At 52.5% G+C, this 24,552-nt stretch carries 30 protein-coding genes; 15 read left to right on the top strand and 15 right to left on the bottom strand.

Annotation, left to right across the window (positions count from 1 at the left end; genetic code table 11):
- Positions 1-8: 8 nt before the first annotated feature.
- From arcB to mtgA, 3 genes are all read left to right on the top strand, one after another.
- Positions 9-2,345: an aerobic respiration two-component sensor histidine kinase ArcB gene (arcB, locus tag QNN86_RS17405; protein WP_117342737.1), complete on the top strand. Its 2,337-nt coding sequence runs from the start codon at positions 9-11 to the stop codon at positions 2,343-2,345.
- A 229-nt stretch (positions 2,346-2,574) separates the two neighbouring features.
- Complete coding sequence (elbB, locus tag QNN86_RS17400; protein ID WP_117342736.1) at positions 2,575-3,228, top strand: isoprenoid biosynthesis glyoxalase ElbB; 654 nt, start codon at positions 2,575-2,577, stop codon at positions 3,226-3,228.
- Entirely contained in the window at positions 3,225-3,944 is a 720-nt protein-coding gene (gene mtgA, locus QNN86_RS17395) for a monofunctional biosynthetic peptidoglycan transglycosylase (protein ID WP_181618005.1), read from the top strand. The genes elbB and mtgA overlap by 4 nt, the downstream gene beginning before the upstream one ends.
- A gap of 98 nt (positions 3,945-4,042) precedes the next feature.
- Here mtgA and npr read toward each other — a convergent pair whose 3' ends face one another.
- The 11 genes from npr to QNN86_RS17340 form a co-directional block, all read right to left on the bottom strand.
- Positions 4,043-4,315 (bottom strand): PTS phosphocarrier protein NPr, encoded by a 273-nt coding sequence (gene npr, locus QNN86_RS17390; RefSeq protein ID WP_096755498.1) that lies wholly within the window; start codon positions 4,313-4,315, stop codon positions 4,043-4,045.
- Complete coding sequence (gene rapZ, locus QNN86_RS17385; protein WP_096755499.1) at positions 4,312-5,166, bottom strand: RNase adapter RapZ; 855 nt, start codon at positions 5,164-5,166, stop codon at positions 4,312-4,314. The genes npr and rapZ overlap by 4 nt, the downstream gene beginning before the upstream one ends.
- A gap of 45 nt (positions 5,167-5,211) precedes the next feature.
- Complete coding sequence (gene ptsN / locus QNN86_RS17380) at positions 5,212-5,703, bottom strand: PTS IIA-like nitrogen regulatory protein PtsN (RefSeq protein ID WP_096755500.1); 492 nt, start codon at positions 5,701-5,703, stop codon at positions 5,212-5,214.
- 83 nt (positions 5,704-5,786) lie between these two features.
- Positions 5,787-6,074: a ribosome hibernation promoting factor gene (gene hpf, locus QNN86_RS17375; protein ID WP_003025078.1), complete on the bottom strand. Its 288-nt coding sequence runs from the start codon at positions 6,072-6,074 to the stop codon at positions 5,787-5,789.
- 22 nt (positions 6,075-6,096) lie between these two features.
- Positions 6,097-7,530, bottom strand: coding sequence for an RNA polymerase factor sigma-54 (gene rpoN / locus QNN86_RS17370; RefSeq protein WP_135911328.1), 1,434 nt, complete (start codon positions 7,528-7,530; stop codon positions 6,097-6,099).
- 46 nt (positions 7,531-7,576) lie between these two features.
- Positions 7,577-8,302, bottom strand: a complete 726-nt coding sequence (lptB, locus tag QNN86_RS17365; RefSeq protein ID WP_040234138.1) for an LPS export ABC transporter ATP-binding protein — start codon at positions 8,300-8,302, stop codon at positions 7,577-7,579.
- 6 nt (positions 8,303-8,308) lie between these two features.
- Entirely contained in the window at positions 8,309-8,863 is a 555-nt protein-coding gene (gene lptA / locus QNN86_RS17360) for a lipopolysaccharide ABC transporter substrate-binding protein LptA (RefSeq protein WP_181618001.1), read from the bottom strand.
- Positions 8,832-9,407 carry an LPS export ABC transporter periplasmic protein LptC gene (lptC, locus tag QNN86_RS17355; RefSeq protein ID WP_181618000.1) on the bottom strand — a complete coding sequence of 192 codons (576 nt, stop codon included), beginning with the start codon at positions 9,405-9,407 and terminating at the stop codon, positions 8,832-8,834. The genes lptA and lptC overlap by 32 nt, the downstream gene beginning before the upstream one ends.
- On the bottom strand, positions 9,404-9,970 hold the full coding sequence (gene kdsC / locus QNN86_RS17350; protein ID WP_181617999.1) for a 3-deoxy-manno-octulosonate-8-phosphatase KdsC: 567 nt from the start codon (positions 9,968-9,970) through the stop codon (positions 9,404-9,406). Before kdsC ends, lptC begins: the two co-directional genes overlap by 4 nt.
- Before the next feature lie 31 nt (positions 9,971-10,001).
- Positions 10,002-10,988 carry an arabinose-5-phosphate isomerase KdsD gene (gene kdsD, locus QNN86_RS17345; protein WP_096755505.1) on the bottom strand — a complete coding sequence of 329 codons (987 nt, stop codon included), beginning with the start codon at positions 10,986-10,988 and terminating at the stop codon, positions 10,002-10,004.
- A 13-nt stretch (positions 10,989-11,001) separates the two neighbouring features.
- Positions 11,002-11,979 carry a calcium/sodium antiporter gene (locus tag QNN86_RS17340; protein ID WP_096755506.1) on the bottom strand — a complete coding sequence of 326 codons (978 nt, stop codon included), beginning with the start codon at positions 11,977-11,979 and terminating at the stop codon, positions 11,002-11,004.
- Between the two features lie 215 nt (positions 11,980-12,194).
- Here QNN86_RS17340 and mlaF point away from each other — a divergent pair, with 215 nt between their 5' ends.
- The 7 genes from mlaF to murA all read left to right on the top strand — a co-directional run bounded on the left by mlaF (position 12,195) and on the right by murA (position 17,045).
- The gene (gene mlaF / locus QNN86_RS17335; RefSeq protein ID WP_115257381.1) at positions 12,195-13,007 is read left to right on the top strand and encodes a phospholipid ABC transporter ATP-binding protein MlaF; all 813 of its coding nucleotides are present in this window, start codon (positions 12,195-12,197) and stop codon (positions 13,005-13,007) included.
- A gap of 7 nt (positions 13,008-13,014) precedes the next feature.
- Positions 13,015-13,797: a lipid asymmetry maintenance ABC transporter permease subunit MlaE gene (gene mlaE, locus QNN86_RS17330; RefSeq protein WP_045448070.1), complete on the top strand. Its 783-nt coding sequence runs from the start codon at positions 13,015-13,017 to the stop codon at positions 13,795-13,797.
- Positions 13,798-13,801: 4 nt separating this feature from the next.
- Positions 13,802-14,359: an outer membrane lipid asymmetry maintenance protein MlaD gene (gene mlaD / locus QNN86_RS17325; protein WP_115259895.1), complete on the top strand. Its 558-nt coding sequence runs from the start codon at positions 13,802-13,804 to the stop codon at positions 14,357-14,359.
- 18 nt (positions 14,360-14,377) lie between these two features.
- On the top strand, positions 14,378-15,013 hold the full coding sequence (gene mlaC, locus QNN86_RS17320; RefSeq protein WP_115257382.1) for a phospholipid-binding protein MlaC: 636 nt from the start codon (positions 14,378-14,380) through the stop codon (positions 15,011-15,013).
- Positions 15,013-15,306, top strand: a complete 294-nt coding sequence (mlaB, locus tag QNN86_RS17315) for a lipid asymmetry maintenance protein MlaB (protein WP_096755509.1) — start codon at positions 15,013-15,015, stop codon at positions 15,304-15,306. The genes mlaC and mlaB overlap by 1 nt, the downstream gene beginning before the upstream one ends.
- A gap of 171 nt (positions 15,307-15,477) precedes the next feature.
- Positions 15,478-15,732: a BolA family iron metabolism protein IbaG gene (gene ibaG / locus QNN86_RS17310; RefSeq protein ID WP_005121314.1), complete on the top strand. Its 255-nt coding sequence runs from the start codon at positions 15,478-15,480 to the stop codon at positions 15,730-15,732.
- A gap of 53 nt (positions 15,733-15,785) precedes the next feature.
- Positions 15,786-17,045, top strand: coding sequence for a UDP-N-acetylglucosamine 1-carboxyvinyltransferase (gene murA, locus QNN86_RS17305; RefSeq protein ID WP_096755510.1), 1,260 nt, complete (start codon positions 15,786-15,788; stop codon positions 17,043-17,045).
- Positions 17,046-17,101: 56 nt separating this feature from the next.
- Here murA and sfsB read toward each other — a convergent pair whose 3' ends face one another.
- A complete protein-coding gene (gene sfsB / locus QNN86_RS17300; protein ID WP_115257384.1) occupies positions 17,102-17,386 on the bottom strand; it encodes a DNA-binding transcriptional regulator SfsB in 285 nt (94 codons plus the stop codon).
- A gap of 237 nt (positions 17,387-17,623) precedes the next feature.
- Positions 17,624-18,595, bottom strand: a complete 972-nt coding sequence (gene ispB / locus QNN86_RS17295) for an octaprenyl diphosphate synthase (protein WP_115257385.1) — start codon at positions 18,593-18,595, stop codon at positions 17,624-17,626.
- Between the two features lie 258 nt (positions 18,596-18,853).
- Between ispB and rplU the strand changes: the two genes are divergently transcribed.
- The 4 genes from rplU (at position 18,854) to cgtA (ending at position 21,723) form a co-directional block, all read left to right on the top strand.
- Positions 18,854-19,165: a 50S ribosomal protein L21 gene (rplU, locus tag QNN86_RS17290; RefSeq protein ID WP_003025032.1), complete on the top strand. Its 312-nt coding sequence runs from the start codon at positions 18,854-18,856 to the stop codon at positions 19,163-19,165.
- 19 nt (positions 19,166-19,184) lie between these two features.
- Positions 19,185-19,442, top strand: coding sequence for a 50S ribosomal protein L27 (gene rpmA, locus QNN86_RS17285; protein ID WP_096755516.1), 258 nt, complete (start codon positions 19,185-19,187; stop codon positions 19,440-19,442).
- Positions 19,443-19,569: 127 nt separating this feature from the next.
- Positions 19,570-20,535, top strand: coding sequence for a DMT family transporter (locus tag QNN86_RS17280; RefSeq protein WP_096755517.1), 966 nt, complete (start codon positions 19,570-19,572; stop codon positions 20,533-20,535).
- Between the two features lie 15 nt (positions 20,536-20,550).
- Positions 20,551-21,723: an Obg family GTPase CgtA gene (gene cgtA / locus QNN86_RS17275; protein WP_181617993.1), complete on the top strand. Its 1,173-nt coding sequence runs from the start codon at positions 20,551-20,553 to the stop codon at positions 21,721-21,723.
- Positions 21,724-21,847: 124 nt separating this feature from the next.
- Here the strand turns inward: cgtA and dacB are convergent, their stop codons facing one another.
- A complete protein-coding gene (gene dacB, locus QNN86_RS17270; RefSeq protein ID WP_153880041.1) occupies positions 21,848-23,284 on the bottom strand; it encodes a serine-type D-Ala-D-Ala carboxypeptidase in 1,437 nt (478 codons plus the stop codon).
- Between the two features lie 247 nt (positions 23,285-23,531).
- Between dacB and greA the strand changes: the two genes are divergently transcribed.
- Entirely contained in the window at positions 23,532-24,008 is a 477-nt protein-coding gene (gene greA, locus QNN86_RS17265) for a transcription elongation factor GreA (protein WP_096755520.1), read from the top strand.
- A gap of 153 nt (positions 24,009-24,161) precedes the next feature.
- On the opposite strand, the gene yhbY is transcribed toward greA, so the two are convergent.
- A complete protein-coding gene (gene yhbY, locus QNN86_RS17260) occupies positions 24,162-24,455 on the bottom strand; it encodes a ribosome assembly RNA-binding protein YhbY (RefSeq protein ID WP_003025016.1) in 294 nt (97 codons plus the stop codon).
- Between the last annotated feature and the right edge of the window lie 97 nt (positions 24,456-24,552).

Below are 24,552 nucleotides of genomic sequence, written 5' to 3'. Positions count from 1 at the left end.
AACCCTCTATGAAGCAAATTCGAATGCTGGCGCAGTATTATGTCGACCTGATGATGAAATTAGGTCTGGTGCGCTTTTCGCTGCTATTGGCGCTGGCTCTGGTGGTGTTGGCCATAGTGGTGCAAATGGCCGTCACCATGGTGCTGCATGGCCAGGTAGAAAGTATTGATGTAATACGTTCCATCTTTTTTGGCCTGTTAATTACCCCCTGGGCGGTCTATTTCCTGTCAGTGGTCGTGGAGCAACTGGAGGAGTCCCGGCAACGCCTGTCACGACTGGTGCAGAAGCTGGAAGAGATGCGCGAACGCGATCTCAAGCTTAACGTGCAGTTAAAGGACAATATTGCGCAGCTTAACCAGGAGATTGTCGAACGTGAAAAGGCGGAAGCGGAGCGCCAGGAAACGTTTGAACAACTCAAAGTCGAAATTAAAGAGCGTGAAGAAGCGCAGATCCAACTGGAACAACAATCCTCTTTTCTGCGTTCTTTTCTCGATGCTTCACCGGATCTGGTTTTTTATCGCAATGAAGATAAAGAGTTCTCCGGCTGTAACCGCGCCATGGAATTGCTGACAGGCAAGAGCGAAAAGCAACTGGTGAATTTAAAACCGATTGAAGTTTACTCGCCAGAAGCGGCTGAAAAAGTTATCGAAACCGACGAGAAAGTGTTCCGCCATAATGTCTCGTTGACCTATGAACAATGGCTGGATTACCCGGACGGACGTAAAGCCTGCTTTGAAATTCGTAAAGTGCCTTATTACGACCGCGTCGGTAAACGACACGGCCTGATGGGCTTTGGCCGCGATATTACCGAGCGCAAGCGCTACCAGGATGCACTTGAACGTGCCAGCCGTGACAAGACGACCTTTATTTCCACCATCAGCCACGAACTGCGTACGCCGCTGAACGGTATTGTCGGTTTGAGTCGGATCCTGCTGGATACGGATCTGACCGCTGAGCAGGAAAAATACCTGAAAACTATCCATGTTTCCGCCGTTACGCTTGGGAATATTTTCAACGATATTATCGACATGGATAAGATGGAGCGGCGTAAAGTTCAGCTCGATAACCAGCCGATAGATTTCACCAGCTTTATGGCGGATCTGGAAAACCTCTCCGGCCTGCAGGCGCAGCAAAAAGGGCTGCGCTTTGTACTTGATCCGACCTTGCCGCTGCCGCATAAGGTCATTACCGACGGGACGCGTCTGCGTCAAATCCTGTGGAATCTGATCAGCAACGCCGTGAAGTTTACCCAGAAAGGGCAGGTCACCGTGCGGGCGCGCTATGACAAAGGCAACATGCTGCATTTTGAAGTGGAAGATTCTGGTATCGGTATTCCGCAGGATGAGCAGGATAAAATCTTCGCCATGTATTATCAGGTGAAGGACAGCAATGGCGGTAAACCGGCCACCGGGACCGGGATTGGTCTGGCGGTGTCTCGTCGTCTGGCGAAAAACATGGGCGGCGATATTACGGTTTCCAGCCAGCCGGGGAAAGGTTCCGTCTTTACCCTTACCGTTCATGCCCCAGCCGTTGCGGAAGAGATTGAAGACGCCTTCGAAGAAGACGACATGCCGTTGCCTGCCCTGAATGTGCTGCTGGTGGAGGACATTGAACTGAACGTGATTGTCGCCCGTTCGGTGCTGGAAAAACTGGGTAACAGCGTGGACGTCGCCATGACCGGGAAAGCCGCGCTGGAAATGTTCAAACCGGGTGAGTACGACCTGGTGCTGTTGGATATTCAGTTGCCGGATATGACGGGTCTGGATATCTCCAGAGAGTTAACGCAAAAGTACGCGCGGGAAGATCTGCCGCCGCTGGTGGCGCTCACCGCTAACGTTCTGAAAGACAAAAAAGAATATCTGGAAGCGGGTATGGATGACGTGCTGAGCAAGCCGCTGTCGGTACCGGCGTTAACCGCCATGATTAAAAAATACTGGGATACCCGAAACAAAGAGGAGAGCACTGTGACATCTGAAGAAAGCAGTAAATCGCAAGCGCTGTTAGATATTCCCATGTTGGAACAATACCTCGAGCTGGTGGGACCGAAGTTAATTACCGATGGATTGGCGGTATTTGAGAAGATGATGCCGGGTTATTTAAGTGTGCTGGAGTCCAACCTGACCGCGCGTGATAAAAAAGGCGTTGTTGAGGAAGGCCATAAAATCAAAGGTGCCGCGGGGTCAGTGGGACTGCGCCATCTGCAGCAGCTGGGTCAGCAAATTCAATCCCCGGACCTTCCTGCCTGGGAGGACAACGTGGGGGAATGGATTGAAGAGATGAAGCAGGAGTGGCAGCACGACGTGGCGGTATTAAGAGCCTGGGTGGCGAGTGTTGAAAAAAAATGACCCCGGCTTAGCCGGGGTGCGCGAATACTGCGCCAACACCAGGGAAATCGTGGCTGCGCCGTAAATTATTATCATTGTTTACAAGGGCGCAGCCCTAATTTTCAGGCCGCACGCAGTTAAGATAGCAAATCTTAAATAATTTGTTACATGAATCAGTTAAATGTGTGAAGCGTAGCATTTTAATAAGAATTATTAATATGCTACAGCCAGTTGCGAAAGGAGTATCACGATGAAGAAAATTGGCGTAGTGCTCGGTGGATGCGGCGTGTATGACGGCTCGGAGATCCATGAAGCCGTGTTAACGCTGCTGGCTATTGCCCGCAACGGGGCTCAGGCCATCTGCTTTGCGCCGGATAAACAACAAGCAGATGTGATTAATCATCTGACGGGCGAACCCATGCAGGAGACCCGCAATGTCCTGATTGAGGCTGCACGTATAACCCGTGGTGATATTCGCCCGCTTGCCCAGGCGGTCTCTGCTGAACTGGATGCGCTGATTGTCCCTGGTGGATTCGGTGCAGCGAAGAACCTGAGCAATTTCGCCAGCCAGGGAAGCGAATGCCGGGTGGATAGCGACTTAGCCGCGCTGGCAGTCGCCATGCATCAATCCGGTAAGCCGTTGGGGTTCATGTGTATTGCCCCAGCGATGCTGCCTAAAATATTCGATTTTCCGCTGCGTCTGACGATTGGCACCGATATCGATACTGCGGAAGTGCTGGAAGATATGGGGGCAGAGCATGTGCCGTGTCCGGTCGATGATATTGTGGTTGATGAAGACCATAAAATCGTCACCACGCCGGCTTATATGCTGGCACAGGATATTGCCCAGGCGGCGAGCGGTATCGACAAGCTGGTCTCGCGTGTGCTGGTGCTGACTGAATGAAAAAAGGGGTGACCGCCAGTTTGCGGCGACTCTTTCTGCGGGCGGTCATTGTCCTCGCCGTGTTCTGGGGCGGGGGCCTCGCCCTCTTCAGCGTGCTGCCGGTGCCTTTTTCAGCGGTGATGGCTGAACGACAAATTAGCGCCTGGTTGCACGGTGATTTCGGCTATGTGGCGCATTCTGACTGGGTCAGTATGGATGAGATCTCACCGTGGATGGGGCTGGCGGTGATTGCCGCAGAAGACCAAAAATTTCCGCAGCACTGGGGATTTGATGTCTCTGCGATAGAAAAGGCGCTGGCGCATAATGAGCGCAATGAAAGCCGCATTCGTGGAGCATCGACGCTTTCGCAGCAGACAGCAAAAAATCTCTTTCTGTGGGATGGACGCAGTTGGGTGCGTAAAGGTCTTGAGGCCGGACTCACGCTGGGCATGGAAACAGTGTGGAGTAAGAAACGTATTCTGACCGTTTATCTGAACATCGCTGAGTTTGGCGACGGAATTTTTGGCGTGGAGGCGGCGGCGCAGCGCTATTTCCATAAGCCCGCCAGTCGCTTGAGCCAGTCCGAAGCGGCGTTGCTGGCGGCGGTGCTGCCAAATCCTCTGCGTTTTAAGGCGAATGCGCCTTCTGGTTATGTGCGTAGCCGTCAGGCGTGGATTATGCGGCAAATGCGCCAGTTAGGCGGTGAGTCGTTTATGCGGGAAAATAAGCTATATTGAGTCGGCATTGCCGGATGGCGGCGTAAACGCCTTATCCGGCCTACGGGAGTAGGTCATTGCCGTGTAGGCCTGATAAGCGTAGCGCATCAGGCACTTTACTAATCCTCATCAAACCCCGAATTAAACAGCGCAATCACCGCCGCCAGGGCTTCTACTTCCTGTGGGCCAGAGGCTTCAACCTCTATCTGGCGACCTTTGGCGGAATCCAGCATCAGCAGGGCGATGACGCTGTTCGCCTCCGCCTCTGTACCTTCATCGTTACGCAACAGCACTTCCGCCTCAAAACCCTGCATTAATTCAAACAGCTTCATCGCAGGCCGGGCGTGCATGCCCAGCTTATTGGTGATTTCGACAGTCTGTTTTACGGTCATGATTTGCGTTTTTCCAGCGTGCGATGGCGTGACTGCACGTTTTTACCGCGAGAGCGGAAGTAGTCAGCCAGTTGCTCTGCAATATACACCGATCGGTGTTTCCCGCCGGTACAGCCGATGGCTACGGTGAGGTAGCTGCGGTTGTTAGTCTCCAGCATGGGTAACCATAGCTCAAGATAGCTGCGAGTCTGGTAGATAAAATTGTGTACTTCTGTGTGGCGGTCGAGAAACGCGGCAACGGGCCTGTCCAGACCGGTCATCGGACGCAGTTTAGGATCCCAGTGTGGGTTTGGCAGGAAGCGCACGTCAAAGACGTAATCCGCATCAATCGGGATGCCGTGCTTGAAGCCAAAGGACTCGAATACCATGGTCAGTTCACGTTCACGTTTGCCTAGCAGTCGGGTACGCAACATTTCTGCCAGCTCGTGCACGGACATTTCAGAGGTATCGACGATCAGGTCCGCGCGAGAACGCAGTGGCTCCAGTAAGTCACTTTCCTTATCGATAGCACTTTCCAGTGACAGATTTTTGCTGGAGAGTGGGTGCAGTCGACGGGTATCACTGTAGCGACGGATCAGCGTGTTACGGTCAGCATCGAGGAACAGCAGCTGCGGCGAGAAACCTTCAGGCAGGTTATTCATTGCCTGCTCGAAAATTTCTGGTGACTCAGGCATATTGCGCACATCAATGCTGACGGCCGCAGAAATTTGGCTATCGGCCAGGGTGCGGGCCAGATCGGGCAACAGCACTACGGGAAGGTTATCCACGCAGTAAAAACCCATATCTTCCAGCGCTCGCAGGGCAACAGATTTGCCTGACCCTGAACGACCGCTGACGATCATCAGTACCATGTACTGTTTCTCCTCACAACGACAAAAAAGGGTGCCATTGGGTTGTTATGCTTCATCCTGTACACCTTCGGTGTCCGTGATGATTTGATACAGCTCCTGATCGCTCTGCGCGGAACGCAGGCGGCGACAGATGGTTTTATCCGCCAGACGTTTGGCAACCAGTGACAAGGTGTGCAAATGCGTCTTGGTTTGGTCTGCGGGAACCAGCAGGGCGAACAACAGATCGACCGGTTGATTATCAATGGCGTCGAACGCGATAGGCGTTTCGAGCTGCACAAACACGCCGACCGCGCGCATCGTGTCTTCTTCCAGCTTTCCGTGCGGAATGGCAATACCATTGCCGATGCCGGTACTGCCCATTTTTTCACGCGTCAGAATGGCTTCAAATACCACCTGAGAAGGCAAGCTGAGCTGCTTTGCTGCCAGTTCGCTGATGATTTCCAGAGCGCGTTTTTTGCTTTGGCAGTGAACACCAGAGCGCGTACATTCCTGGTTAAGAACAGTACTCAGTTGTAGAGTCGTATCGTTATTTGTCATAATTTCACCTAAGCGCTAACTGTACAAATGGCCCGTTGTGCTGCACAACAGGCCGTCCTGCACCCGCTAACTGCCCGGACAAGTTAGTGCTGTTTCAGTTTATCTTTATGTTTTGTTAACTGCCGAGCCAGTTTATCAATTAAACCGTCAATGGCGGCGTACATATCCTGACCTTCCGCGCTGGCATGAATTTCGCCACCGTTCACATGCAGTGTTGCATCCGAGATGTGTGTCACCTTCTCCACCTTCAACACAATATAGACCTGATTAATCCGGTCGAAATATTGCTCAAGTTTGGCGAACTTTGTGTTCACAAAGTCACGCAGTGCTTCAGTGATTTCGACGTTGTTTCCAGTGATGTTGAGCTGCATAGTGTCTTCCTTATCGGTTGGGTCAGACCAGCTGTTTGCGCTGGTTAGACGGCGGAATGGATAAAGACTCTCGGTACTTCGCAACGGTGCGGCGTGCCACCATGATACCCTGTTCTGACAGCATAGAGGTTAACTTGCTGTCACTCAGCGGTTTCGCAGGGTTCTCCGCAGCAATTAATTTCTTCACCAGTGCGCGTATCGCTGTAGAAGAGGCTTCGCCCCCGCCCTCAGTGTTGACGTGGCTGGAAAAGAAATACTTGAGTTCAAAAATGCCGCGTGGACTGTGCAGATACTTTTGCGTGGTCACTCGGGAAATGGTTGATTCGTGCATCTCGACGGCTTGGGCGATATCCGCCAGCACCATCGGCTTCATAAATTCTTCGCCTTTCTCAAAGAAGGCTTGCTGTTGCTCAACGATACATCGACTGACGCGCAACAGCGTGTCGTTACGGCTTTCCAGACTTTTAATCAGCCACTTTGCATCCTGGAGATTGGTGCGAATAAACTGGCTGTCGGCATCGTTGCGCGCGCCATTGCACATGGCGGCATAGTGCTGATTAATCTGTAGACGCGGAATGCTGTCGCTGTTCAGTTCGACGACCCAACGATCGTTATGTTTGCGGACCAGTACATCTGGGATCACGTACTCTGGCTCACCGGTTTGGATCGACTGCCCGGGTCTCGGATCCAGCGACTGGATCAGGTTGACGGCTTCTTTCAGCACATCTTCTTTCAACCGGGTAACGCGCATGAGCGAGCGGAAATCGTGATTGGCTAACAGATCGAGGTGATCGCTGATGATCAGGCGGGCTTCTTCCAGCCATGCTGTGGCTTTGTCAAACTGCGACAGTTGAATCAACAGGCAGTCGCGGAGATCTTTCGCCGCCACGCCAACTGGATCAAAACGTTGAACGCGTTTTAGCACGGCTTCGACTTCATCGAGACCAATGTCGTCATCACCCATGCTCTCGAGAATATCATCCAGAGAAACGGTGAGATATCCGGTGTCATCAACCGCATCGACAATTGACGTCGCAATGGCGCGATCGGTATCCGAGAACGGGGTCAATCCCACTTGCCACATCAGGTAATCTTGTAATGATTGCGTAGTTTCACCCTGATACACAGGCAGTTCGTCGTCGATGTAATCCCCACTGGTGCCCGACGGCGTGCCTGCGGTGTAAATTTCATCCCAACTGGCATCCAGCGGCAGTTCTTCCGGCATCTCTTTTTGTTCGAGAGCATCTGCGGTATCGAGGGAATCGCTGTCCTGCTTTTCCTGGGTATCAATTTCGTCGTGAAGATCGGTTTGCTCGAGCAGTGGGTTACTTTCCAGCGCTTGCTGAAGTTCTTGCTGAAGTTCCAGCGTAGACAACTGCAACAGACGGATAGCCTGTTGTAGCTGAGGCGTCATTGCCAGTTGTTGGCTAAGCCTGAGTTGCAAACCTTGCTTCATGTTCAGAGTGGTTTTCTCCTGCAGTAACGTGACGTCTTCTACCCTATCAGAGTCTGAAGTCTTCCCCAAGGTATACGCGCTTAACGTGTTCGTCTTGCAGTATTTCGGTTGGCGTGCCGTGTGCTATCAGATGTCCCTGACTCACAATATAGGCGCGTTCACAGACCGCCAGCGTTTCACGTACGTTATGGTCGGTGATCAGCACGCCCAGTCCGCTGTCGCGCAGGTGTTCAATGATACGTTTGATATCAATAACGGAGATCGGGTCAACGCCGGCAAACGGTTCATCCAGCAGGATAAATTTCGGATTTGCAGCCAATGCACGAGCGATTTCCACACGGCGACGTTCCCCCCCGGACAGCGACTGTCCCAGGCTGTCCCGCAGGTGTTCGATATGGAACTCTTCCATCAGTTCGTTAGCACGATCTTCGCGCTGTTCGCTGGAGAGATCGTCACGAATTTGCAGTACCGCCATCAGGTTATCAAACACGCTCAGACGACGAAAAATAGAGGCTTCCTGCGGTAAATAACCGATGCCGCGACGGGCGCGTGCATGCAGCGGCAGCAGGCTGATGTCTTCGTCATCGATGATGATGTTGCCCGCATCGCGCGGCACAATGCCCACCACCATGTAAAAGGTCGTTGTTTTGCCCGCACCGTTAGGGCCGAGCAGACCGACGATCTCCCCGGAGTTGACGGTCAGACTGACGTCTTCCACCACACGGCGGCCTTTATAGGCTTTTGCAAGGTTCTTTGCAGTTAATGTTGCCATAACGAATCAGTTACCTTTTTTCTCTGCCGGAGCTTTGGTTTTGTTTTTATCCTGCAGCTGTGACGGCACTAAAACGGTAGTGACGCGTTTGCCTTTATCGCTGAAGGCCTGCATTTTCTGCTCTTTTACCAGATAGGTAATTTTGTCGCCGGTGATGTTGCTGTCCACCTGCTCCAGATAGGCTTTACCCGTCAGCACAACGAAATCTTTTGCCAGTTCATAGTGCATCTGTAAGGCATGGCCGTTAACGGGTTTACCGTTATCCTGCATCTGGTAAAACGTTGCCGGATTGCCGTAGCCATCGATCACTTCTTTACCGTCTTCACCGCCCGGACGGGTCACGACAACCTTATCGGCATTAATTTTGATGGTGCCCTGCGTCACGATAACATTACCGGTAAATGTCACCACGTTACCCTGCATATCCAGGGACTGCTGATCCGATTCAATGTGAATCGGCTGCTCGGTATCGCCGGTGACGGCAAATGCCGGAATGCTGGCGGCCAGAAGGGCGCTGGCAAGCACAAGATTAAGGCTGAGTTTGTTTGTTTTGGATTTCATATGAGGTTCTAACCTTTTCAATCAGCTCGGCGTTCTTGCTGCGTAAATTGCCGCGCATCTTCAGTCCGCTGGAGTTAAATGTTGTGCCATACAACGTGACCAGATCGTTTGAGGTGACATCTTGCGTCACCAGGTTAATCTGCGCGTTATCGGTCGTAATTCTGCGTAGTTGAGAGTCTGCCACCAGGGCGTTGACTTCAACATGGCCATACAGATACAGCATCCGATCCTCAGTCAATTTGGCTTTATCGGCCTTGATCGACCAGGTCGGCACTTTATCCTTATCAAACGTGGTTAATACCGGTTGAGTAAACCACGAAACAGCCTGATCGGAATAATATTCAACGTGTTGAGCGACGAGTCGATAGCTCAGCGCGCCTTCCGGGCTATACACGACGGTGTCGGTATGTTCGCTCTTATAGGTCGGCTCGTTGTTATTGATTACCACCTGAGTGGTGTCGTCTTTGTCTGCCAGATTAATACCGATCAGTACAAGGACGGCCAGCGACAGTAGAATGATAACCCAACGTCTGGTTTTGCTCATATCGATTGACCTTTGGCCTCGTCCAGTTTGCCCTGCGCCAGGAGTAATAAATCGCAGACCTCACGTACCGCGCCGCGCCCTCCATCAATGCGCGTGACATAGTTGGCTCGCGGGATTAGCAGCGGGTGGGCATCCGCTACCGCCACGCTTAATCCGACTTTCGCCATCACCGGCCAGTCGATCAGATCGTCGCCGACGTATGCCACCTGTTCCGGCGCGATCGCCAGCTTGTTGAGCAGATCGTCGAAGGCGACCAGTTTGTCCGACTGTCCCTGGTACAGATGGGTAATCCCCAACGTGTTACAGCGGTCTTCTACAAGTTTAGCCTTTCGTCCGGTAATAATAGCAACCTCGATACCGGAAGTGAGCGCACAACGAATTCCGTAGCCATCACGGACGTTAAACGCCTTGAGCTCTTCGCCGTTGTTGCCCATATAAATCAGGCCATCAGACAGTACGCCATCCACATCAAGGATCAGCAGACGAATATTCTCTGCCCTGGTGATGACTTCAGCGCTGACGGGTCCATAACAGGTCGCAAGCGACGCACCTGCGTTACTCATTTCTTTTATCCTTGCGTTTCTACTCTACTTTTTACACTACGCCTGCACGCAGCAGATCATGCATATGTAACACACCGAGTAAACGGTCGCCATCAGCAACCATCACCGAGGTAATATGGCGGGATTGCATTAAATTCAGAGCGTCCACGGCAAGAATGCCCGGACGCACGCGAATGCCCCCGGGGGTCATCACGTCGGCAATCCCCAACTGGCGAACGTCAACGCCCATATCAAAGACGCGGCGTAAGTCACCATCCGTGAAGATGCCGTCGATCTTCATGGTGTCATCGCAAATGACGGTCATGCCGAGATTTTTACGCGTAATCTCAAGTAACGCATCGCGCAGGCTGGCGTTTTTATTCACATGCGGGATCTCGTCGCCCGTATGCATAATATCGTTAACGCGCAGCAAAAGCTTACGCCCCAGTGCGCCACCGGGGTGCGACAACGCAAAATCTTCCGCAGTAAAGCCGCGGGCTTTCAATAATGCCACGGCGAGCGCATCGCCCATCACCAGCGTCGCGGTTGTGCTGCTGGTCGGCGCCAGACCTAATGGGCAGGCTTCCTTGGGTACTTTAACACACAGATGCACATCTGCTGCACGCGCCATGCTGCTTTCCGGACGACCGGTCATGCAGATAAGCGGGACGTGAAGGCGTTTGAGCACCGGAATTAATGCGGCAATCTCATTGGATTCACCGGAATTAGAAATGGCGATCACCACGTCCTGCGGCGATACCATGCCCAGATCGCCGTGTGCGGCTTCACCAGGATGTACGAAAAAGGACGGCGTACCGGTACTGGCAAACGTGGCGGCCATTTTGCGCCCGATATGCCCGGATTTCCCCATTCCCATCACCACAACTTTACCCGCGCAGTTGACGATTTTCTCACAGGCGAGGGTAAAGTTCAGGTCGATGTACTGATCAAGCTCCGCCAGGCCTTCACGTTCAATAGCCAGGACTTCCTTGCCTGCTTGCTGAAAGTCAAAACCCGGTTGCAACTCTAAGTGCGACATAATGCGTTTCCAGTTATCCAACGAGAAGTGGCGATACCCAATACAGCATCGCCAGCCATATGATAAAACCGCCGGTCAGCAGCGCACCCGCGCCGCGACCAATCTGGCGCGGACGTCGCCAGCAGAGTAATGCAAAAATAACACTTACCAGTAGCATCACACTGTAGTCACGGACGAAGGCCATCGGATTGACCTCGCCCGGTGTGATCAGTGCGGGGAGTCCGAGAACGATAACAATATTAAAAATGTTGGCACCGATGATGTTGCCGACAGCAATATCATTTTCACCCTTACGCAGGCCCGCGATAGCCGTTGCCAGCTCTGGCAGGCTGGTGCCAATCGCCACCACCGTTAATCCGATGGTGAGTTCGCTCATGGCAAAGTAATTCGCCAGTACGGTGGCGTTATCGACCACCATTCGCGTTGCCATTGGCATAATAATCAGCGCAATGCCCAGCCACAGAAAAGCGACAGGTAGTCCCCCTTCGCGCGGCAGTTCTGCCACTTGCTCCCGGGTCAGGCTGTCATTGCCTTCCCGTTCCGCCAACCGCGCGATTTTAACAATGAATAGCAGCCATAGCACGGCCAGAAGCAGAAGAAAAAAACCATCGCTGCGGCTTAGTTCCCCGTCGTACAGCACGGATGCGGCCAGAATACTGACCAGCAACATTAGCGGTAATTCGCGACGCAGAACATCAGAATGCACGGTAAAAGGGTGAATCAGCGCTGACAGGCCTAAAATCAGGAGAATATTGGTGATGTTTGAGCCGAGCGCGGTGCCGACGGCTAAATCGAGCTGCCCATTCATAGAGGCGGCAACGGAGACAATAATTTCAGGTAACGATGTGCCTATGCTGACGACGGTCATCCCAATGATGATGGGGGGAATGCCGAAGGTGCGGCATAAAATAGAGGCGGCAAATACCAGACGGTCGGCACCGTAGACCACCAGAAGTAAACCAATTATTAACAGCGCCGTCGCTAAAAGCATCTAAAGTCCTTTCTTCAGGTATACTCGCCGGTCCACGTGAAGGATCTTCTGGAAGCCGTAACGAAGTCTTAATTTTGACTTTATGCGGCTAAAAAGTAAAACAAATGCCAGCTTTCGCTAACCAGAGCGGGTAATAATCTGTAAATATGTTGGGTTCATGGCTAAATTGAGCGCCAAACTCTTCGATCAACGAGGCAATAGTAAAGGATGAATCAATGGGTCAGTCTGTGGCGAATCTAGTCGATATGCACGATGTCAGCTTTTCCCGAGGCGACCGCTGCATTTTTGATAATATTTCCCTGACGGTGCCGCGCGGCAAGATAACGGCGATCATGGGGCCATCAGGCATCGGCAAAACGACGCTGTTGCGTCTGATTGGCGGACAAATCCCCCCGGATAAGGGTGAGATCCTGTTTGATGGCGAGAACGTCCCGGCCATGTCTCGTTCGCGGTTATACACCGTGCGTAAACGTATGAGTATGCTGTTTCAATCGGGTGCGCTGTTTACCGATATGAACGTGTTCGACAACGTTGCCTATCCGCTACGTGAGCATACGACGCTACCCGCGCCGTTGCTGAAAAGCACGGTGATGATGAAGCTTGAGGCAGTTGGCCTGCGCGGTGCAGCAAAATTAATGCCTTCTGAATTATCTGGTGGGATGGCGCGACGTGCCGCACTTGCACGCGCCATTGCGCTGGAACCAGACCTGATCATGTTTGATGAGCCGTTTGTCGGTCAGGACCCCATCACCATGGGCGTGCTGGTGAAGCTGATCTCTGAACTGAACAGCACGCTGGGCGTCACCTGTGTGGTGGTGTCTCATGATGTGCCGGAGGTTCTGAGTATTGCGGATTACGCCTATATAATGGCGGATAAAAAAATTGTGGCCTACGGTAGTGCTCAGGCACTGCAAGAAAATGCCGATCCGCGTGTACGTCAGTTCCTCGATGGCATTGCTGATGGGCCGGTTCCGTTCCGCTACCCGGCGGGTGATTACCACTCCGATTTACTTAAAACAGGGAGTTAAGCCATCCATGTTGTTAAATGCGCTGGCCTCACTCGGACATCGAGGGATTAAAACCCTCAGGACGTTCGGGCGTGCCGGATTAATGTTGTTCAATGCGGTAGTCGGCAAGCCGGAGTTTCGCAAACATGCGCCGCTTCTGATCCGTCAGCTCTATAATGTCGGCGTCTTATCGATGCTGATTATTATCGTTTCTGGCGTGTTCATCGGTATGGTGTTGGGGCTGCAGGGATACCTGGTTCTGACCACCTACAGTGCGGAAACCAGTCTTGGTATGCTGGTGGCGCTTTCGCTGCTGCGTGAACTGGGACCGGTTGTGGCGGCGCTGCTGTTCGCCGGGCGAGCCGGGTCGGCCTTAACCGCAGAAATTGGTCTGATGCGGGCAACCGAACAGCTTTCCAGTATGGAAATGATGGCGGTTGATCCCCTGCGTCGGGTGATATCCCCACGCTTTTGGGCGGGGGTGATTTCACTGCCGCTGCTGACGATTATTTTTGTCGCGGTAGGTATCTGGGGCGGTTCACTGGTCGGCGTAAGCTGGAAAGGTATTGATGCAGGCTTTTTCTGGTCTGCGATGCAAAATGCCGTCGACTGGCGCCTGGACCTGGTCAACTGTTTAATTAAGAGCGTGGTGTTCGCCATTACGGTCACATGGATTGCATTGTTCAATGGTTATGATGCAATCCCGACCTCTGCCGGGATTAGCCGGGCAACGACACGTACCGTTGTGCACGCCTCTCTTGCCGTTCTGGGGCTGGATTTTGTGCTGACCGCACTGATGTTTGGGAATTGAGTTCATGCAAACGAAAAAAAATGAAATTTGGGTCGGGTTATTCCTGTTGGTTGCGCTGCTGGCGGCGCTGTTTGTCTGCCTGAAAGCAGCTAACGTCACCTCTATGCGTACTGAGCCGACCTACACGATTTATGCGACCTTTGATAACATTGGCGGCTTGAGAGAACGCTCTCCGGTGCGGATTGGCGGGGTAGTTGTTGGACGCGTGTCGGACATTTCGTTGGATCCGAAATCGTACCTGCCGCGTGTGACGCTGGAGATTGAATCGCGCTTTAACCAGATTCCAGATACCAGTTCGCTGAGTATCCGGACTTCCGGTCTGCTGGGTGAGCAATATCTGGCATTGAACGTCGGTTTTGAGGATCCTGAACTGGGAACCGCTATTCTCAAGGATGGTGATACGATCCAGGACACCAAATCGGCGATGGTGCTGGAAGATATGATTGGTCAGTTCCTTTACAACAGTAACAGTAAAGGCGATGACAATAAGAATTCTGGCGATGCGCCGACTGCGGCTCAGGGTAATAATGAAGCCACCACGCCTGCGGGCGCGACGAAATAATCTCAGGAGAATCGACATATGTTTAAACGATTGATGATGGTGGCTATGCTGGTCATTGCTCCACTTAGCGCAGCAACGGCAGCGGATCAAGCCAACCCTTACAAACAGATGGATGAGGCGGCGCAGAAAACCTTCGACCGTCTGAAGAACGAACAGCCGAAAATCCGTTCTAACCCGGATTACCTGCGTGATATCGTCGATCAGGAGCTGTTGCCGTACGTGCAGGTGAAATATGCCGGCGCGCTGGTGCTGGGTCGTTATTACAAAGAAGCGACGCCTGCACAACGTGACGCGTATTTTGCTGCGTTTCGTGAGTACCTGAAACAGGCCTACGGCCAGGCGCTGGCGATGTACCATGGCCAGACTTATCAGATTGCCCCGGAACAACCGCTGGGTGACGCGACCATCGTGCCGATCCGTGTCACCATTATCGATCCGAATGGCCGTCCTCCGGTACGTCTGGATTTCCAGTGGCGTAAAAACTCCCAGACCGGTCACTGGCAGGCGTATGACATGATCGCCGAAGGCGTCAGCATGATCACCACCAAACAAAATGAGTGGAGTGACCTGCTGCGGACCAAAGGTATTGATGGCCTGACGGCGCAGCTGAAATCTATTTCTCAGCAGAAAATCACTCTGGAAGAGAAAAAATAATGACGCAGTCACTCGCCTGGGCGCGTGAAGGTGACAAGTTGTTGCTGGTGGGGGAACTGGATCAGGACGTGTTAAACCCATTATGGGATGCGCGTGTTGAAGCGATGAAAGGGGTTACCTGCATCGATCTGAGCCAGGTTTCCCGGGTTGATACCGGTGGACTGGCACTGCTGGTCCATCTTATTGACCAGGGCAAGAGGCAGGGGAACCGTGTTGTACTCAGCGGTGTGAACGATAAGGTTTATACGCTGGCAAAGCTTTACAATCTGCCTGACGATGTCCTTCCGCGTTAATTTTTTGTAGGCCGGATAAGGTCTTGTGCCGCCATCCGGCAAACCCCCTGAGGGGGTAGCAGCCACCAAAGCCTTGTCTGATTTATCGGCGAGGCTTTTTGCTTATTTATGACAGCGCAACTTTGCTCTAAGATGTTGGGCTGTTTTCACTATCTGACGAATGAAGAGCCCATGGAAAATAATGAAATTCAGAGCGTGCTGATGAACGCACTCTCCCTCCAGGAAGTCCACGTCTCTGGCGATGGCAGTCACTTTCAGGTTATTGCCGTGGGTGAGATGTTTGACGGCATGAGCCGGGTCAAGAAGCAGCAATCGGTCTATGGCCCATTGATGGAGTATATTGCGGACAACCGCATTCATGCCGTGTCGATCAAAGCATTTACCCCAGCGGAATGGGCACGCGATCGCAAACTTAACGGTTTTTGAGCTACGGGTGATGCGCCGGTAGCGAATATGAATTCTTAACAGAGAACAGAATAATGGATAAGTTTCGTGTACAGGGGCCGACTAAGCTCCAGGGCGAAGTCACAATTTCAGGCGCTAAAAACGCCGCACTGCCAATCCTGTTTGCGGCATTGCTGGCAGAAGAACCTGTCGAAATCCAAAACGTCCCGAAACTGAAGGACGTTGATACCTCGATGAAGCTGCTGAGTCAGCTGGGCGCAAAGGTTGAACGTAACGGTTCCGTGCACATTGATGCTCGCGACGTTAACGTCTTCTGCGCGCCATACGACCTGGTAAAAACCATGCGTGCGTCTATCTGGGCGCTGGGGCCGCTGGTGGCTCGCTTTGGTCAGGGCCAGGTATCACTGCCGGGCGGCTGCACGATTGGCGCGCGTCCAGTTGACCTGCACATTACCGGTCTGGAGCAGTTAGGGGCGACCATCAAGCTGGAAGAAGGCTATGTGAAGGCGTCCGTTGATGGCCGTCTGAAAGGCGCGCACATCGTGATGGATAAAGTGAGCGTCGGCGCGACGGTCACTATCATGTGTGCGGCTACGCTTGCCGAAGGTACGACCATCATCGAGAACGCCGCGCGCGAGCCGGAAATCGTTGATACCGCGAACTTCCTGATTGCACTGGGTGCGAAGATCACCGGTCAGGGCACCGATCGTATCACCATCGAGGGCGTTGAGCGTCTCGGTGGCGGCGTGTATCGCGTTCTGCCAGACCGTATTGAAACCGGGACGTTCCTGGTGGCTGCGGCGATTTCTCGCGGCAAAATCATCTGCCACAACGCACAACCGGACACGCTGGATGCCGTTCTGGCGAAGCTGCGTGATGCGGGTGCGGATATTGAAGTCGGGGCAGACTGGATTAGCCTCGACATGCACGGCAAACGTCCGAAAGCGGTCAATGTGCGCACTGCTCCGCATCCGGCGTTCCCGACTGACATGCAGGCACAGTTCACGCTGCTGAATCTGGTGGCTGAAGGCACCGGTTTCATCACGGAGACCGTGTTTGAAAACCGCTTCATGCACGTGCCTGAACTTAGCCGTATGGGCGCTCATGCAGAGATTGAAAGCAATACCGTGATTTGTCACGGCGTTGAAACGCTCTCCGGCGCGCAGGTGATGGCAACGGATCTGCGTGCGTCAGCAAGCCTGGTACTGGCAGGCTGTATTGCAGAAGGCACCACGGTAGTTGATCGCATTTATCACATCGATCGTGGCTATGAGCGCATCGAAGATAAGCTGCGTGCGCTGGGCGCAAATATCGAGCGCGTGAAAGGCGAGTAATAGTCAACGTGTCTAGTGACCCCTTGGTTTTTGCTCAGGGGTCACTGTTCAGCACTTCACTCGAGGGGCATTTTCTCTTTACGCACTCTCATCATCCGTGTTCTGTCGATGAATTCATGCGTCTTTGCGTCGTGATATCGTGACGGCCAAATTACCCAGGGTTCCGTGCCTAGCGCTTTCGCGATAATGACTTCTCCTTTTGGCCATGGACGAGTTAACGCATTTGCCAGCGTTGATGAACTCAACCCATTTCTCCGCGACTCTGCGGCCATTGAGGTCCCTTTCTTGCGCAGTCCTGCGATGATATCAGCTGGATGCCAGTCAATGAGTTTGCTTTCCATACGTCCCTTTCTCCTTTGGTTCACCACTTATGGTTTAACAATTAGCCAGTAGTGACACTATACTCGCGGAGAACGAATGTTCTAAAATGTTCGTGTAAAGGGTTTGTATATTCAGAATAAACCAAGATTTTTTCTAGTGTTATGTAAAATTGTTGTGTTTATTGGAATTTACTGGAATGTAAAAAAATCCCGTGCAGTGCACGGGATGATGTTATACGAAGAAAGGTGAGGAAAGGATTAACGGTCGCGCTGTACGGCGATATGTGCCAGGCCAATCAGGGCTTCTTTCCATTGCGTTTCAGGGAGTACCTGAAGCGCGGCGATGGCCTTGTCGGCCTCTTCTTCTGCACGCTGGCGGGTCCATTCCAGCGAGCCGCAGGCGTTCATGGCCTCCAGAACCGGCTCCAGAAGATGACGCCCGTTTCCTTGCTCGATAGCCTGACGAATCATTTGCGCCTGTTCTGGGGTACCGTGGCGCATCGCATGCAGCAGCGGCAGCGTCGGTTTCCCTTCGTTGAGATCGTCGCCCACGTTTTTACCCAGTTGCTCGCCGTCTGCGCTGTAATCGAGTAAGTCGTCGATTAACTGGAAAGCGGTGCCAAGATAGCGGCCATAATCCTGCAAGCCTTTCTCTTGTTCTTCGCTGCAGCCGGCAAGAATACCAGAGCACTGTGCTGCCGCTTCAAACAGGCGCGCTGTCTTGCTGTAGATGACGCGCATGTAGTTTTCTTCGGTAATGTCAGGGTCGTTGACGTTCATCAATTGCAGAACTTCACCCTCAGCAATGACGTTCACTGCCTTAGACATCACTTCCAGCACTTTCAGTGAGCCAAGGCTGGTCATCATCTGAAAGGCGCGGGTATAGATAAAATCGCCGACCAGTACGCTGGCTGCATTACCAAACGCTGCGTTTGCCGTTGCTTTCCCACGGCGCATGTCGGATTCATCCACCACATCGTCATGAAGCAGGGTTGCGGTGTGGATAAACTCGATTAGGGCCGCGATCGTAACGTGGGCGTTTTCCTGATAGCCAACGGCGCGAGCAGCAAGTACGGCGATCATTGGGCGAATGCGTTTTCCGCCGCCGCTGATGATGTAGTACCCCAACTGATTGATCAGCTGGACGTCGGAATTGAGCTGTTCAAGGATTGTCGCATTGACACCCGCCATATCTTGCGCGGTTAACTCATTGATTTTTTCTAAATTCATCGCAAAAGCCGGGCTTCTCGCCCCGATTACCTCACTGTATGGCAAGGTAACTACGGGTTTAGGGTTAGAAATATATGCTGATTGTACTGAAAAAACGCCACAGATAAACGTTACCATACACGTTGTGTTTTTTTTCTGCATGTATTGACGGTAGCACTTGTCAAAGGCTCGCGTTTTGCGTAATATTCGCGCCCTATTGTGAATATTTATAGCGCACTCTGAATCATCAAAAAGGTGTGCGCGGAAGCGGAGTTTTTTATGTACGCGGTTTTCCAAAGTGGTGGTAAACAACACCGAGTAAGCGAAGGTCAGACCGTTCGCCTGGAAAAGCTGGACATCGCAACTGGCGAATCTGTTGAATTCGCAGAAGTTCTGATGATCGCAAACGGTGAAGAAGTCAAAATCGGCGTTCCTTTCGTTGATGGCGGCGTTATCAAAGCTGAAGTCGTTGCTCACGGTCGTGGCGAGAAAGTTAAAATTGTTAAGTTTCGTCGTCGTAAACACTACCGTAAGCAGCAGGGCCATCGTCAGTGGTTCACTGATGTGAAAATCACTGGCATCAGCGCTTAAGTTAAGAGGAGCAGATTAAATGGCACATAAAAAGGCTGGCGGCTCGACTCGTAACGGTCGCGATTCAGAAGCTAAACGTCTGGGCGTAAAACGCTTTGGCGGCGAAACAGTTCTGGCAGGTAGCATCATCGTTCGTCAACGTGGTACTCAGTTCCACGCTGGTTCTAACGTAGGCTGCGGCAAAGACCACACTCTGTTTGCTAAAGCAGACGGTAAAGTGAAATTCGAAGTGAAAGGCCCGAAAAACCGTCGTTTCATCAGCATTGTTGCTGAATAAGTTTTTCGCGTCCCGGTAACGGATGAAAGCCCCGCAACGTGTTGCGGGGCTTTTTACATTCGATGGCCGGTAAATATGCTCGTCTCGCCGTGACAACCCGGAAACGAGCTCTTGCAGGGAATACGGCATGAAGCAGCAGGCAGGTATTGGTATTCTTTTAGCGCTGACGACGGCAGTCTGTTGGGGCGCTTTACCAATAGCGATGAAGCAAGTGCTGGAGGTGATGGAGCCTCCTACGGTAGTGTTCTACCGTTTTTTAATGGCAAGTATTGGCCTTGGGGCGATTCTTGCTGTTAAAAAAAAGCTCCCGCCATTGCGTATTTTTCGCAAAGCGCGTTGGTTGGTACTGTTGGCAATCGCCACCGGTGGGCTGTTTGGTAACTTCATTCTGTTTAGTTCATCTTTGCAATATTTGAGCCCAACGACTTCGCAGGTTATCGGACAATTGTCACCGGTTGGCATGATGGTCGCCAGCGTCTTTATCCTGAAGGAAAAGATGCGCGGTACGCAGATTATTGGCGCCATAATGCTGCTGAGTGGACTGGTGATGTTTTTTAATACCAGTCTGATCGAGATTTTTACCAAACTCACTGATTACACCTGGGGTGTGATCTTTGGTGTCGGTGCGGCGACGGTCTGGGTGAGCTATGGGGTTGCGCAAAAGGTGTTATTGCGTCGCCTGGCATCACAGCAGATCCTGTTTTTACTGTACACTTTATGTACGCTCGCGTTGTTGCCGCTGGCTAAACCCGGTGTGATAACGCAGCTCAGCGACTGGCAGCTGGCTTGCCTGATATTCTGCGGCCTGAATACGCTGGTAGGATACGGCGCACTTGCGGAAGCAATGGCGCGCTGGCAGGCGGCTCAGGTGAGCGCCATTATTACGCTCACACCGCTGTTTACGTTGTTATTTTCAGATTTATTATCACTGGCCTGGCCCGATTTCTTCGCCAGACCGATGCTAAACCTTTTAGGTTATCTCGGTGCGTTTATCGTGGTTGCGGGCGCGATGTATTCCGCCATTGGTCATCGTATTTGGGGCGGTTTACGTAAGCATGAAACGGTGGTTTCGCAACCCCGCTCAGGCGAATGATTTACGGAGAGTAAAATGAAGTTTGTTGATGAAGCATCGATTCTGGTCGTTGCAGGTGATGGCGGTAATGGTTGCGTCAGCTTCCGCCGCGAAAAGTACATCCCGAGAGGCGGTCCGGACGGCGGTGATGGTGGTGATGGTGGCGACGTCTGGCTGGAAGCCGACGAAAACCTGAACACGCTGATCGATTACCGCTTCGAAAAATCGTTCCGTGCGGAACGTGGTCAGAATGGCGCGAGCCGTGATTGCACCGGTAAGCGTGGTAAAGACGTGACGATTAAAGTGCCTGTCGGTACGCGTGTGATCGATCAGGGCACGGGCGAAACCATGGGCGACATGACCAAGCACGGTCAGCGTCTGATGGTCGCTAAAGGCGGCTGGCACGGTCTGGGTAACACCCGTTTCAAATCCTCGGTCAACCGTACACCGCGTCAGAAAACAATGGGTACGCCGGGCGATAAACGCGATCTGATGCTGGAGCTGATGCTGTTAGCGGATGTCGGTATGCTGGGTATGCCAAACGCCGGTAAATCGACGTTTATTCGTGCGGTATCTGCGGCGAAGCCGAAAGTTGCTGATTATCCGTTTACCACCCTGGTGCCGAGTCTGGGCGTTGTGCGTATGGACAACGAAAAGAGCTTTGTGGTTGCTGACATCCCGGGTCTGATTGAAGGCGCTGCGGAAGGCGCAGGTCTTGGGATCCGCTTCCTGAAGCACCTGGAGCGTTGCCGCGTTCTGCTGCACCTCATCGATATCGATCCGATTGACGGTTCCGATCCAGTAGAAAACGCCCGTATTATTATTGGCGAACTGGAAAAATACAGTCAGGATCTGGCCTCCAAGCCGCGTTGGTTAGTGTTCAACAAAATTGATTTGATGGACAAAGACGAAGCGGAAGCGAAAGCGAAAGCGATCGCTGAAGCGCTGGGCTGGGAAGGTAAATATTACCTGATCTCTGCTGCCAGTCAGCTGGGCGTGAAGGATCTTTGCTGGGATGTGATGACGTTTATCATTGAGAACCCAATTGTTCAGGCTGAAGAAGCGAAGCAGCCAGAGAAAGTGGAGTTCATGTGGGACGATTATCACCGTCAGCAGCTCGCGGAAGTCGAAGACGAAGCGGAAGATGACTGGGATGAGGATTGGGACGAAGACGACGAAGAAGGCGTTGAGTTCATCTACAAGCGTTAATCTCGTAGCCGGATGGCGCTTACGCTTATCCGGCCTACAAAAGCCAACGGGCCGCAAATGCGGCCCGTTTTGTTATGTGCGCTGTAGGTCGGATACGCGCAAGCGCTATCCGACAGCATCACCGTCAGTTATTCTGATAAATATCTTTGTACAACCGGCTTTCAAAGCGTACCAGCGGGATACGGCGGTTACGCTGGTCAGCGGGTTCTACCGCATAGCCAGACAGATACTGTACAAACGCCATGCGTTGCCCGCTTGCCGTGGTAATGAATCCTGCAAGGTTATACACCCCCTGTAACGAGCCGGTCTTCGCGGAGACTTTGCCATCCACGCCAGCCTGATGCAGGCCTGCACGGTATTGCAGAGAGCCGTCATGGCCTGCCAGCGGCAGCATCGTAATAAAGTTCAGTTCATTGTCATGCTGCGCGATGTACTGCAGTACCTGCATCATGGTGGCGGGTGCTATCAGATTATGGCGAGAGAGACCGGATCCGTCGGCAATGATCGTGTTACCAATATCGACACCCGCCTGCTGGCGCAGGATCTGACGTACGGCATCGGAACCTGCTCGCCAGGTGCCGGGAACATTAAATCGCGCGTGGCCAATCATACGAAATACGGTATCGGCAATCATGTTGTCCGACTTTTTCAGCATAATCTTAAGCAGGTCATGCAGCGGTGCGGATTGTTTACTGGCGACAACGGTACCTGGCTCGTTGACCTGCGTCTGGCGCAGCAGCGTACCGCTGTAGGTGATACCCGCTTGTTTCAGCTCATCTTTAATAATGGCCCCGGCATAGCTGGCGCCGTCCTGAATGGCAAACGCCAGCGGCAGTGGGTCGGTGCGCTGGGGCAGACAACCGGTTAACGTGAAGCGGTTTAAATCGCCAGGAACGACATCGAGTTCACAATACTGTGCTTCCGCAGAACCACGTGCGAGGGTGCGAACCTGGCTGAACATTGTTACCGGGTAGTATGATGCCACGCGAATAAAGGCGAGATCGTTGGGTTTTTGCGCACTGTAAAGCGACACCGAGAAGCAGTTACGATCAACAATCGCCGCCGCAGGCGGTGCGCTAAAACACTGCGTCATGTCGTTCCAGGGCCAGCCAGGTGCTTTATCATGACTGGCGAAAATGGACGTGTCGATGAGGACATTTCCGGCAATTTGCGTCACGCCTGATTTTTTCAGGGTTGCCACCATATTGCGAATATCCTGACGTTTTAGCGTCGGATCGGCACCAAATCGCGCCACCAGGTCCCCTTTCAATACCCCGCCTTCCACGCTGCCTTTGGTTTCGAGCGTAGTGGTAAAACGGAAGTCCGGCCCAAGCTGGATCAAGGCCGCCAGGGCGGTGATGACTTTCTGGGTGCTGGCGGGTAGGGCCATTTGTTGGCTATGGTAATCAATAGCAGGCGTCGGGGCCCCAACCTTCTGTACCATAAGGGCGAGGTTGGCTCCGGCAGGGAGCTGGTTGATGTACTCGTCAACATTCGCAGCCTGAACGCTGAACGCCGCAATACTGGCAGTCAATCCGATGGTAAATCTGGGAAATCGCATAATCTCGCGCTAACAACCTGGAAACAGGCCGTCATACTACGGCGCAACGCCCCAAAAAGTAAACGATGACCCATAGGGAACTCCAGGGTAAAATGATCATCAAATAGAGAATTGTAGCTGACCTGGGTCCTCGGGCCCGGGTCGGTATTTTTTTGCTTCTGACTCTGGCATCGCGTTTGCCAGGGTGGGCTTAGCAGCCGGGGTGAGGACAACCGCCCCCTACAGGAATGTTCAAGAGGTATAACAAATGCAAGCTATCCCGATGACCTTACGTGGTGCTGAAAAACTGCGCGAAGAGCTGGATTTTCTGAAATCTGTGCGCCGCCCTGAAATCATTGCCGCGATCGCCGATGCGCGTGAGCACGGTGACTTGAAAGAGAACGCGGAGTACCACGCGGCCCGTGAACAGCAGGGATTCTGCGAAGGACGCATTAAAGATATCGAAGCTAAGCTATCTAACGCGCAGGTTATCGACGTCACTAAAATGCCGAACAATGGCCGTGTCGTTTTCGGTGCAACGGTGACCGTTCTGAATCTTGATAACGATGAAGAACAGACCTGGCGCATCGTAGGTGATGACGAAGCCGATTTTAAACAGAACCTGATTTCAGTTAACTCGCCTATTGCTCGTGGCCTGATTGGCAAAGAGCAGGATGACGTGGTGGTTATCAAAACGCCGGGCGGTGAAGTGGAATATGAAGTGGTGAAAGTAGAATACCTGTAATTCGCATCTTGGTTAAGATGTTGATACATTGTAAAGAAAGGAAAAAGGCCGCATAGCGGCCTTTTATCAACGAAGAGAGCGTGGCATTTTGCTCTCCTGCTAGCGGAAATTCCCGCGTTTTACACAAACTACGTGTTCAACTTTGGGATATTCTTAGCGTGGCAGCGAGATTTTACGTTCTTTAGTCGGGCGATACAGTACCAGCGTTTTGCCGATGACCTGTACGTTACAGGCGCCGGTTTCGCGTACGATAGCTTCCACGATCAAGGTTTTGGTATCGCGATCTTCCGAGGCGATTTTCACCTTGATAAGTTCATGGTGCTCTAGCGCTTGTTCAATCTCGGCCAGTACCCCTTCGGTCAAACCATTATTGCCAAGCATGACTACAGGCTTGAGCGGATGTGCCAGACCTTTCAGGTGCTGTTTTTGTTTAGTACTCAGATTCATCGTATATTTTTGCTTAGGTTGGGATTGAAAACGGGTCATTCTACCGCCATCTCCCATATATCACCAAATAGCAGTGTAGAAATTTACACCATTGGTT

It is taken from the genome of Citrobacter sp. C348 (genome assembly GCF_047467975.1).
Taxonomy (GTDB): domain Bacteria; phylum Pseudomonadota; class Gammaproteobacteria; order Enterobacterales; family Enterobacteriaceae; genus Citrobacter; species Citrobacter gillenii.
The sequence above is the reverse complement of the archived record's forward strand: the minus strand, read 5'-3'. Positions and strand labels throughout refer to the sequence as shown.

Excerpts from the sequence above, each read along its gene's own strand:
- arcB (WP_117342737.1), top strand. The coding sequence starts at position 9 with ATGAAGCAAATTCGAATGCTGGCGCAGTATTATGTCGACCTGATGATG.
- elbB (WP_117342736.1), top strand. The coding sequence starts at position 2,575 with ATGAAGAAAATTGGCGTAGTGCTCGGTGGATGCGGCGTGTATGACGGC.
- mtgA (WP_181618005.1), top strand. The coding sequence starts at position 3,225 with ATGAAAAAAGGGGTGACCGCCAGTTTGCGGCGACTCTTTCTGCGGGCG.
- npr (WP_096755498.1), bottom strand. The coding sequence starts at position 4,315 with ATGACCGTAAAACAGACTGTCGAAATCACCAATAAGCTGGGCATGCAC.
- rapZ (WP_096755499.1), bottom strand. The coding sequence starts at position 5,166 with ATGGTACTGATGATCGTCAGCGGTCGTTCAGGGTCAGGCAAATCTGTT.
- ptsN (WP_096755500.1), bottom strand. The coding sequence starts at position 5,703 with ATGACAAATAACGATACGACTCTACAACTGAGTACTGTTCTTAACCAG.
- hpf (WP_003025078.1), bottom strand. The coding sequence starts at position 6,074 with ATGCAGCTCAACATCACTGGAAACAACGTCGAAATCACTGAAGCACTG.
- rpoN (WP_135911328.1), bottom strand. The coding sequence starts at position 7,530 with ATGAAGCAAGGTTTGCAACTCAGGCTTAGCCAACAACTGGCAATGACG.
- lptB (WP_040234138.1), bottom strand. The coding sequence starts at position 8,302 with ATGGCAACATTAACTGCAAAGAACCTTGCAAAAGCCTATAAAGGCCGC.
- lptA (WP_181618001.1), bottom strand. The coding sequence starts at position 8,863 with ATGAAATCCAAAACAAACAAACTCAGCCTTAATCTTGTGCTTGCCAGC.
- lptC (WP_181618000.1), bottom strand. The coding sequence starts at position 9,407 with ATGAGCAAAACCAGACGTTGGGTTATCATTCTACTGTCGCTGGCCGTC.
- kdsC (WP_181617999.1), bottom strand. The coding sequence starts at position 9,970 with ATGAGTAACGCAGGTGCGTCGCTTGCGACCTGTTATGGACCCGTCAGC.
- kdsD (WP_096755505.1), bottom strand. The coding sequence starts at position 10,988 with ATGTCGCACTTAGAGTTGCAACCGGGTTTTGACTTTCAGCAAGCAGGC.
- QNN86_RS17340 (WP_096755506.1), bottom strand. The coding sequence starts at position 11,979 with ATGCTTTTAGCGACGGCGCTGTTAATAATTGGTTTACTTCTGGTGGTC.
- mlaF (WP_115257381.1), top strand. The coding sequence starts at position 12,195 with ATGGGTCAGTCTGTGGCGAATCTAGTCGATATGCACGATGTCAGCTTT.
- mlaE (WP_045448070.1), top strand. The coding sequence starts at position 13,015 with ATGTTGTTAAATGCGCTGGCCTCACTCGGACATCGAGGGATTAAAACC.
- mlaD (WP_115259895.1), top strand. The coding sequence starts at position 13,802 with ATGCAAACGAAAAAAAATGAAATTTGGGTCGGGTTATTCCTGTTGGTT.
- mlaC (WP_115257382.1), top strand. The coding sequence starts at position 14,378 with ATGTTTAAACGATTGATGATGGTGGCTATGCTGGTCATTGCTCCACTT.
- mlaB (WP_096755509.1), top strand. The coding sequence starts at position 15,013 with ATGACGCAGTCACTCGCCTGGGCGCGTGAAGGTGACAAGTTGTTGCTG.
- ibaG (WP_005121314.1), top strand. The coding sequence starts at position 15,478 with ATGGAAAATAATGAAATTCAGAGCGTGCTGATGAACGCACTCTCCCTC.
- murA (WP_096755510.1), top strand. The coding sequence starts at position 15,786 with ATGGATAAGTTTCGTGTACAGGGGCCGACTAAGCTCCAGGGCGAAGTC.
- sfsB (WP_115257384.1), bottom strand. The coding sequence starts at position 17,386 with ATGGAAAGCAAACTCATTGACTGGCATCCAGCTGATATCATCGCAGGA.
- ispB (WP_115257385.1), bottom strand. The coding sequence starts at position 18,595 with ATGAATTTAGAAAAAATCAATGAGTTAACCGCGCAAGATATGGCGGGT.
- rplU (WP_003025032.1), top strand. The coding sequence starts at position 18,854 with ATGTACGCGGTTTTCCAAAGTGGTGGTAAACAACACCGAGTAAGCGAA.
- rpmA (WP_096755516.1), top strand. The coding sequence starts at position 19,185 with ATGGCACATAAAAAGGCTGGCGGCTCGACTCGTAACGGTCGCGATTCA.
- QNN86_RS17280 (WP_096755517.1), top strand. The coding sequence starts at position 19,570 with ATGAAGCAGCAGGCAGGTATTGGTATTCTTTTAGCGCTGACGACGGCA.
- cgtA (WP_181617993.1), top strand. The coding sequence starts at position 20,551 with ATGAAGTTTGTTGATGAAGCATCGATTCTGGTCGTTGCAGGTGATGGC.
- dacB (WP_153880041.1), bottom strand. The coding sequence starts at position 23,284 with ATGCGATTTCCCAGATTTACCATCGGATTGACTGCCAGTATTGCGGCG.
- greA (WP_096755520.1), top strand. The coding sequence starts at position 23,532 with ATGCAAGCTATCCCGATGACCTTACGTGGTGCTGAAAAACTGCGCGAA.
- yhbY (WP_003025016.1), bottom strand. The coding sequence starts at position 24,455 with ATGAATCTGAGTACTAAACAAAAACAGCACCTGAAAGGTCTGGCACAT.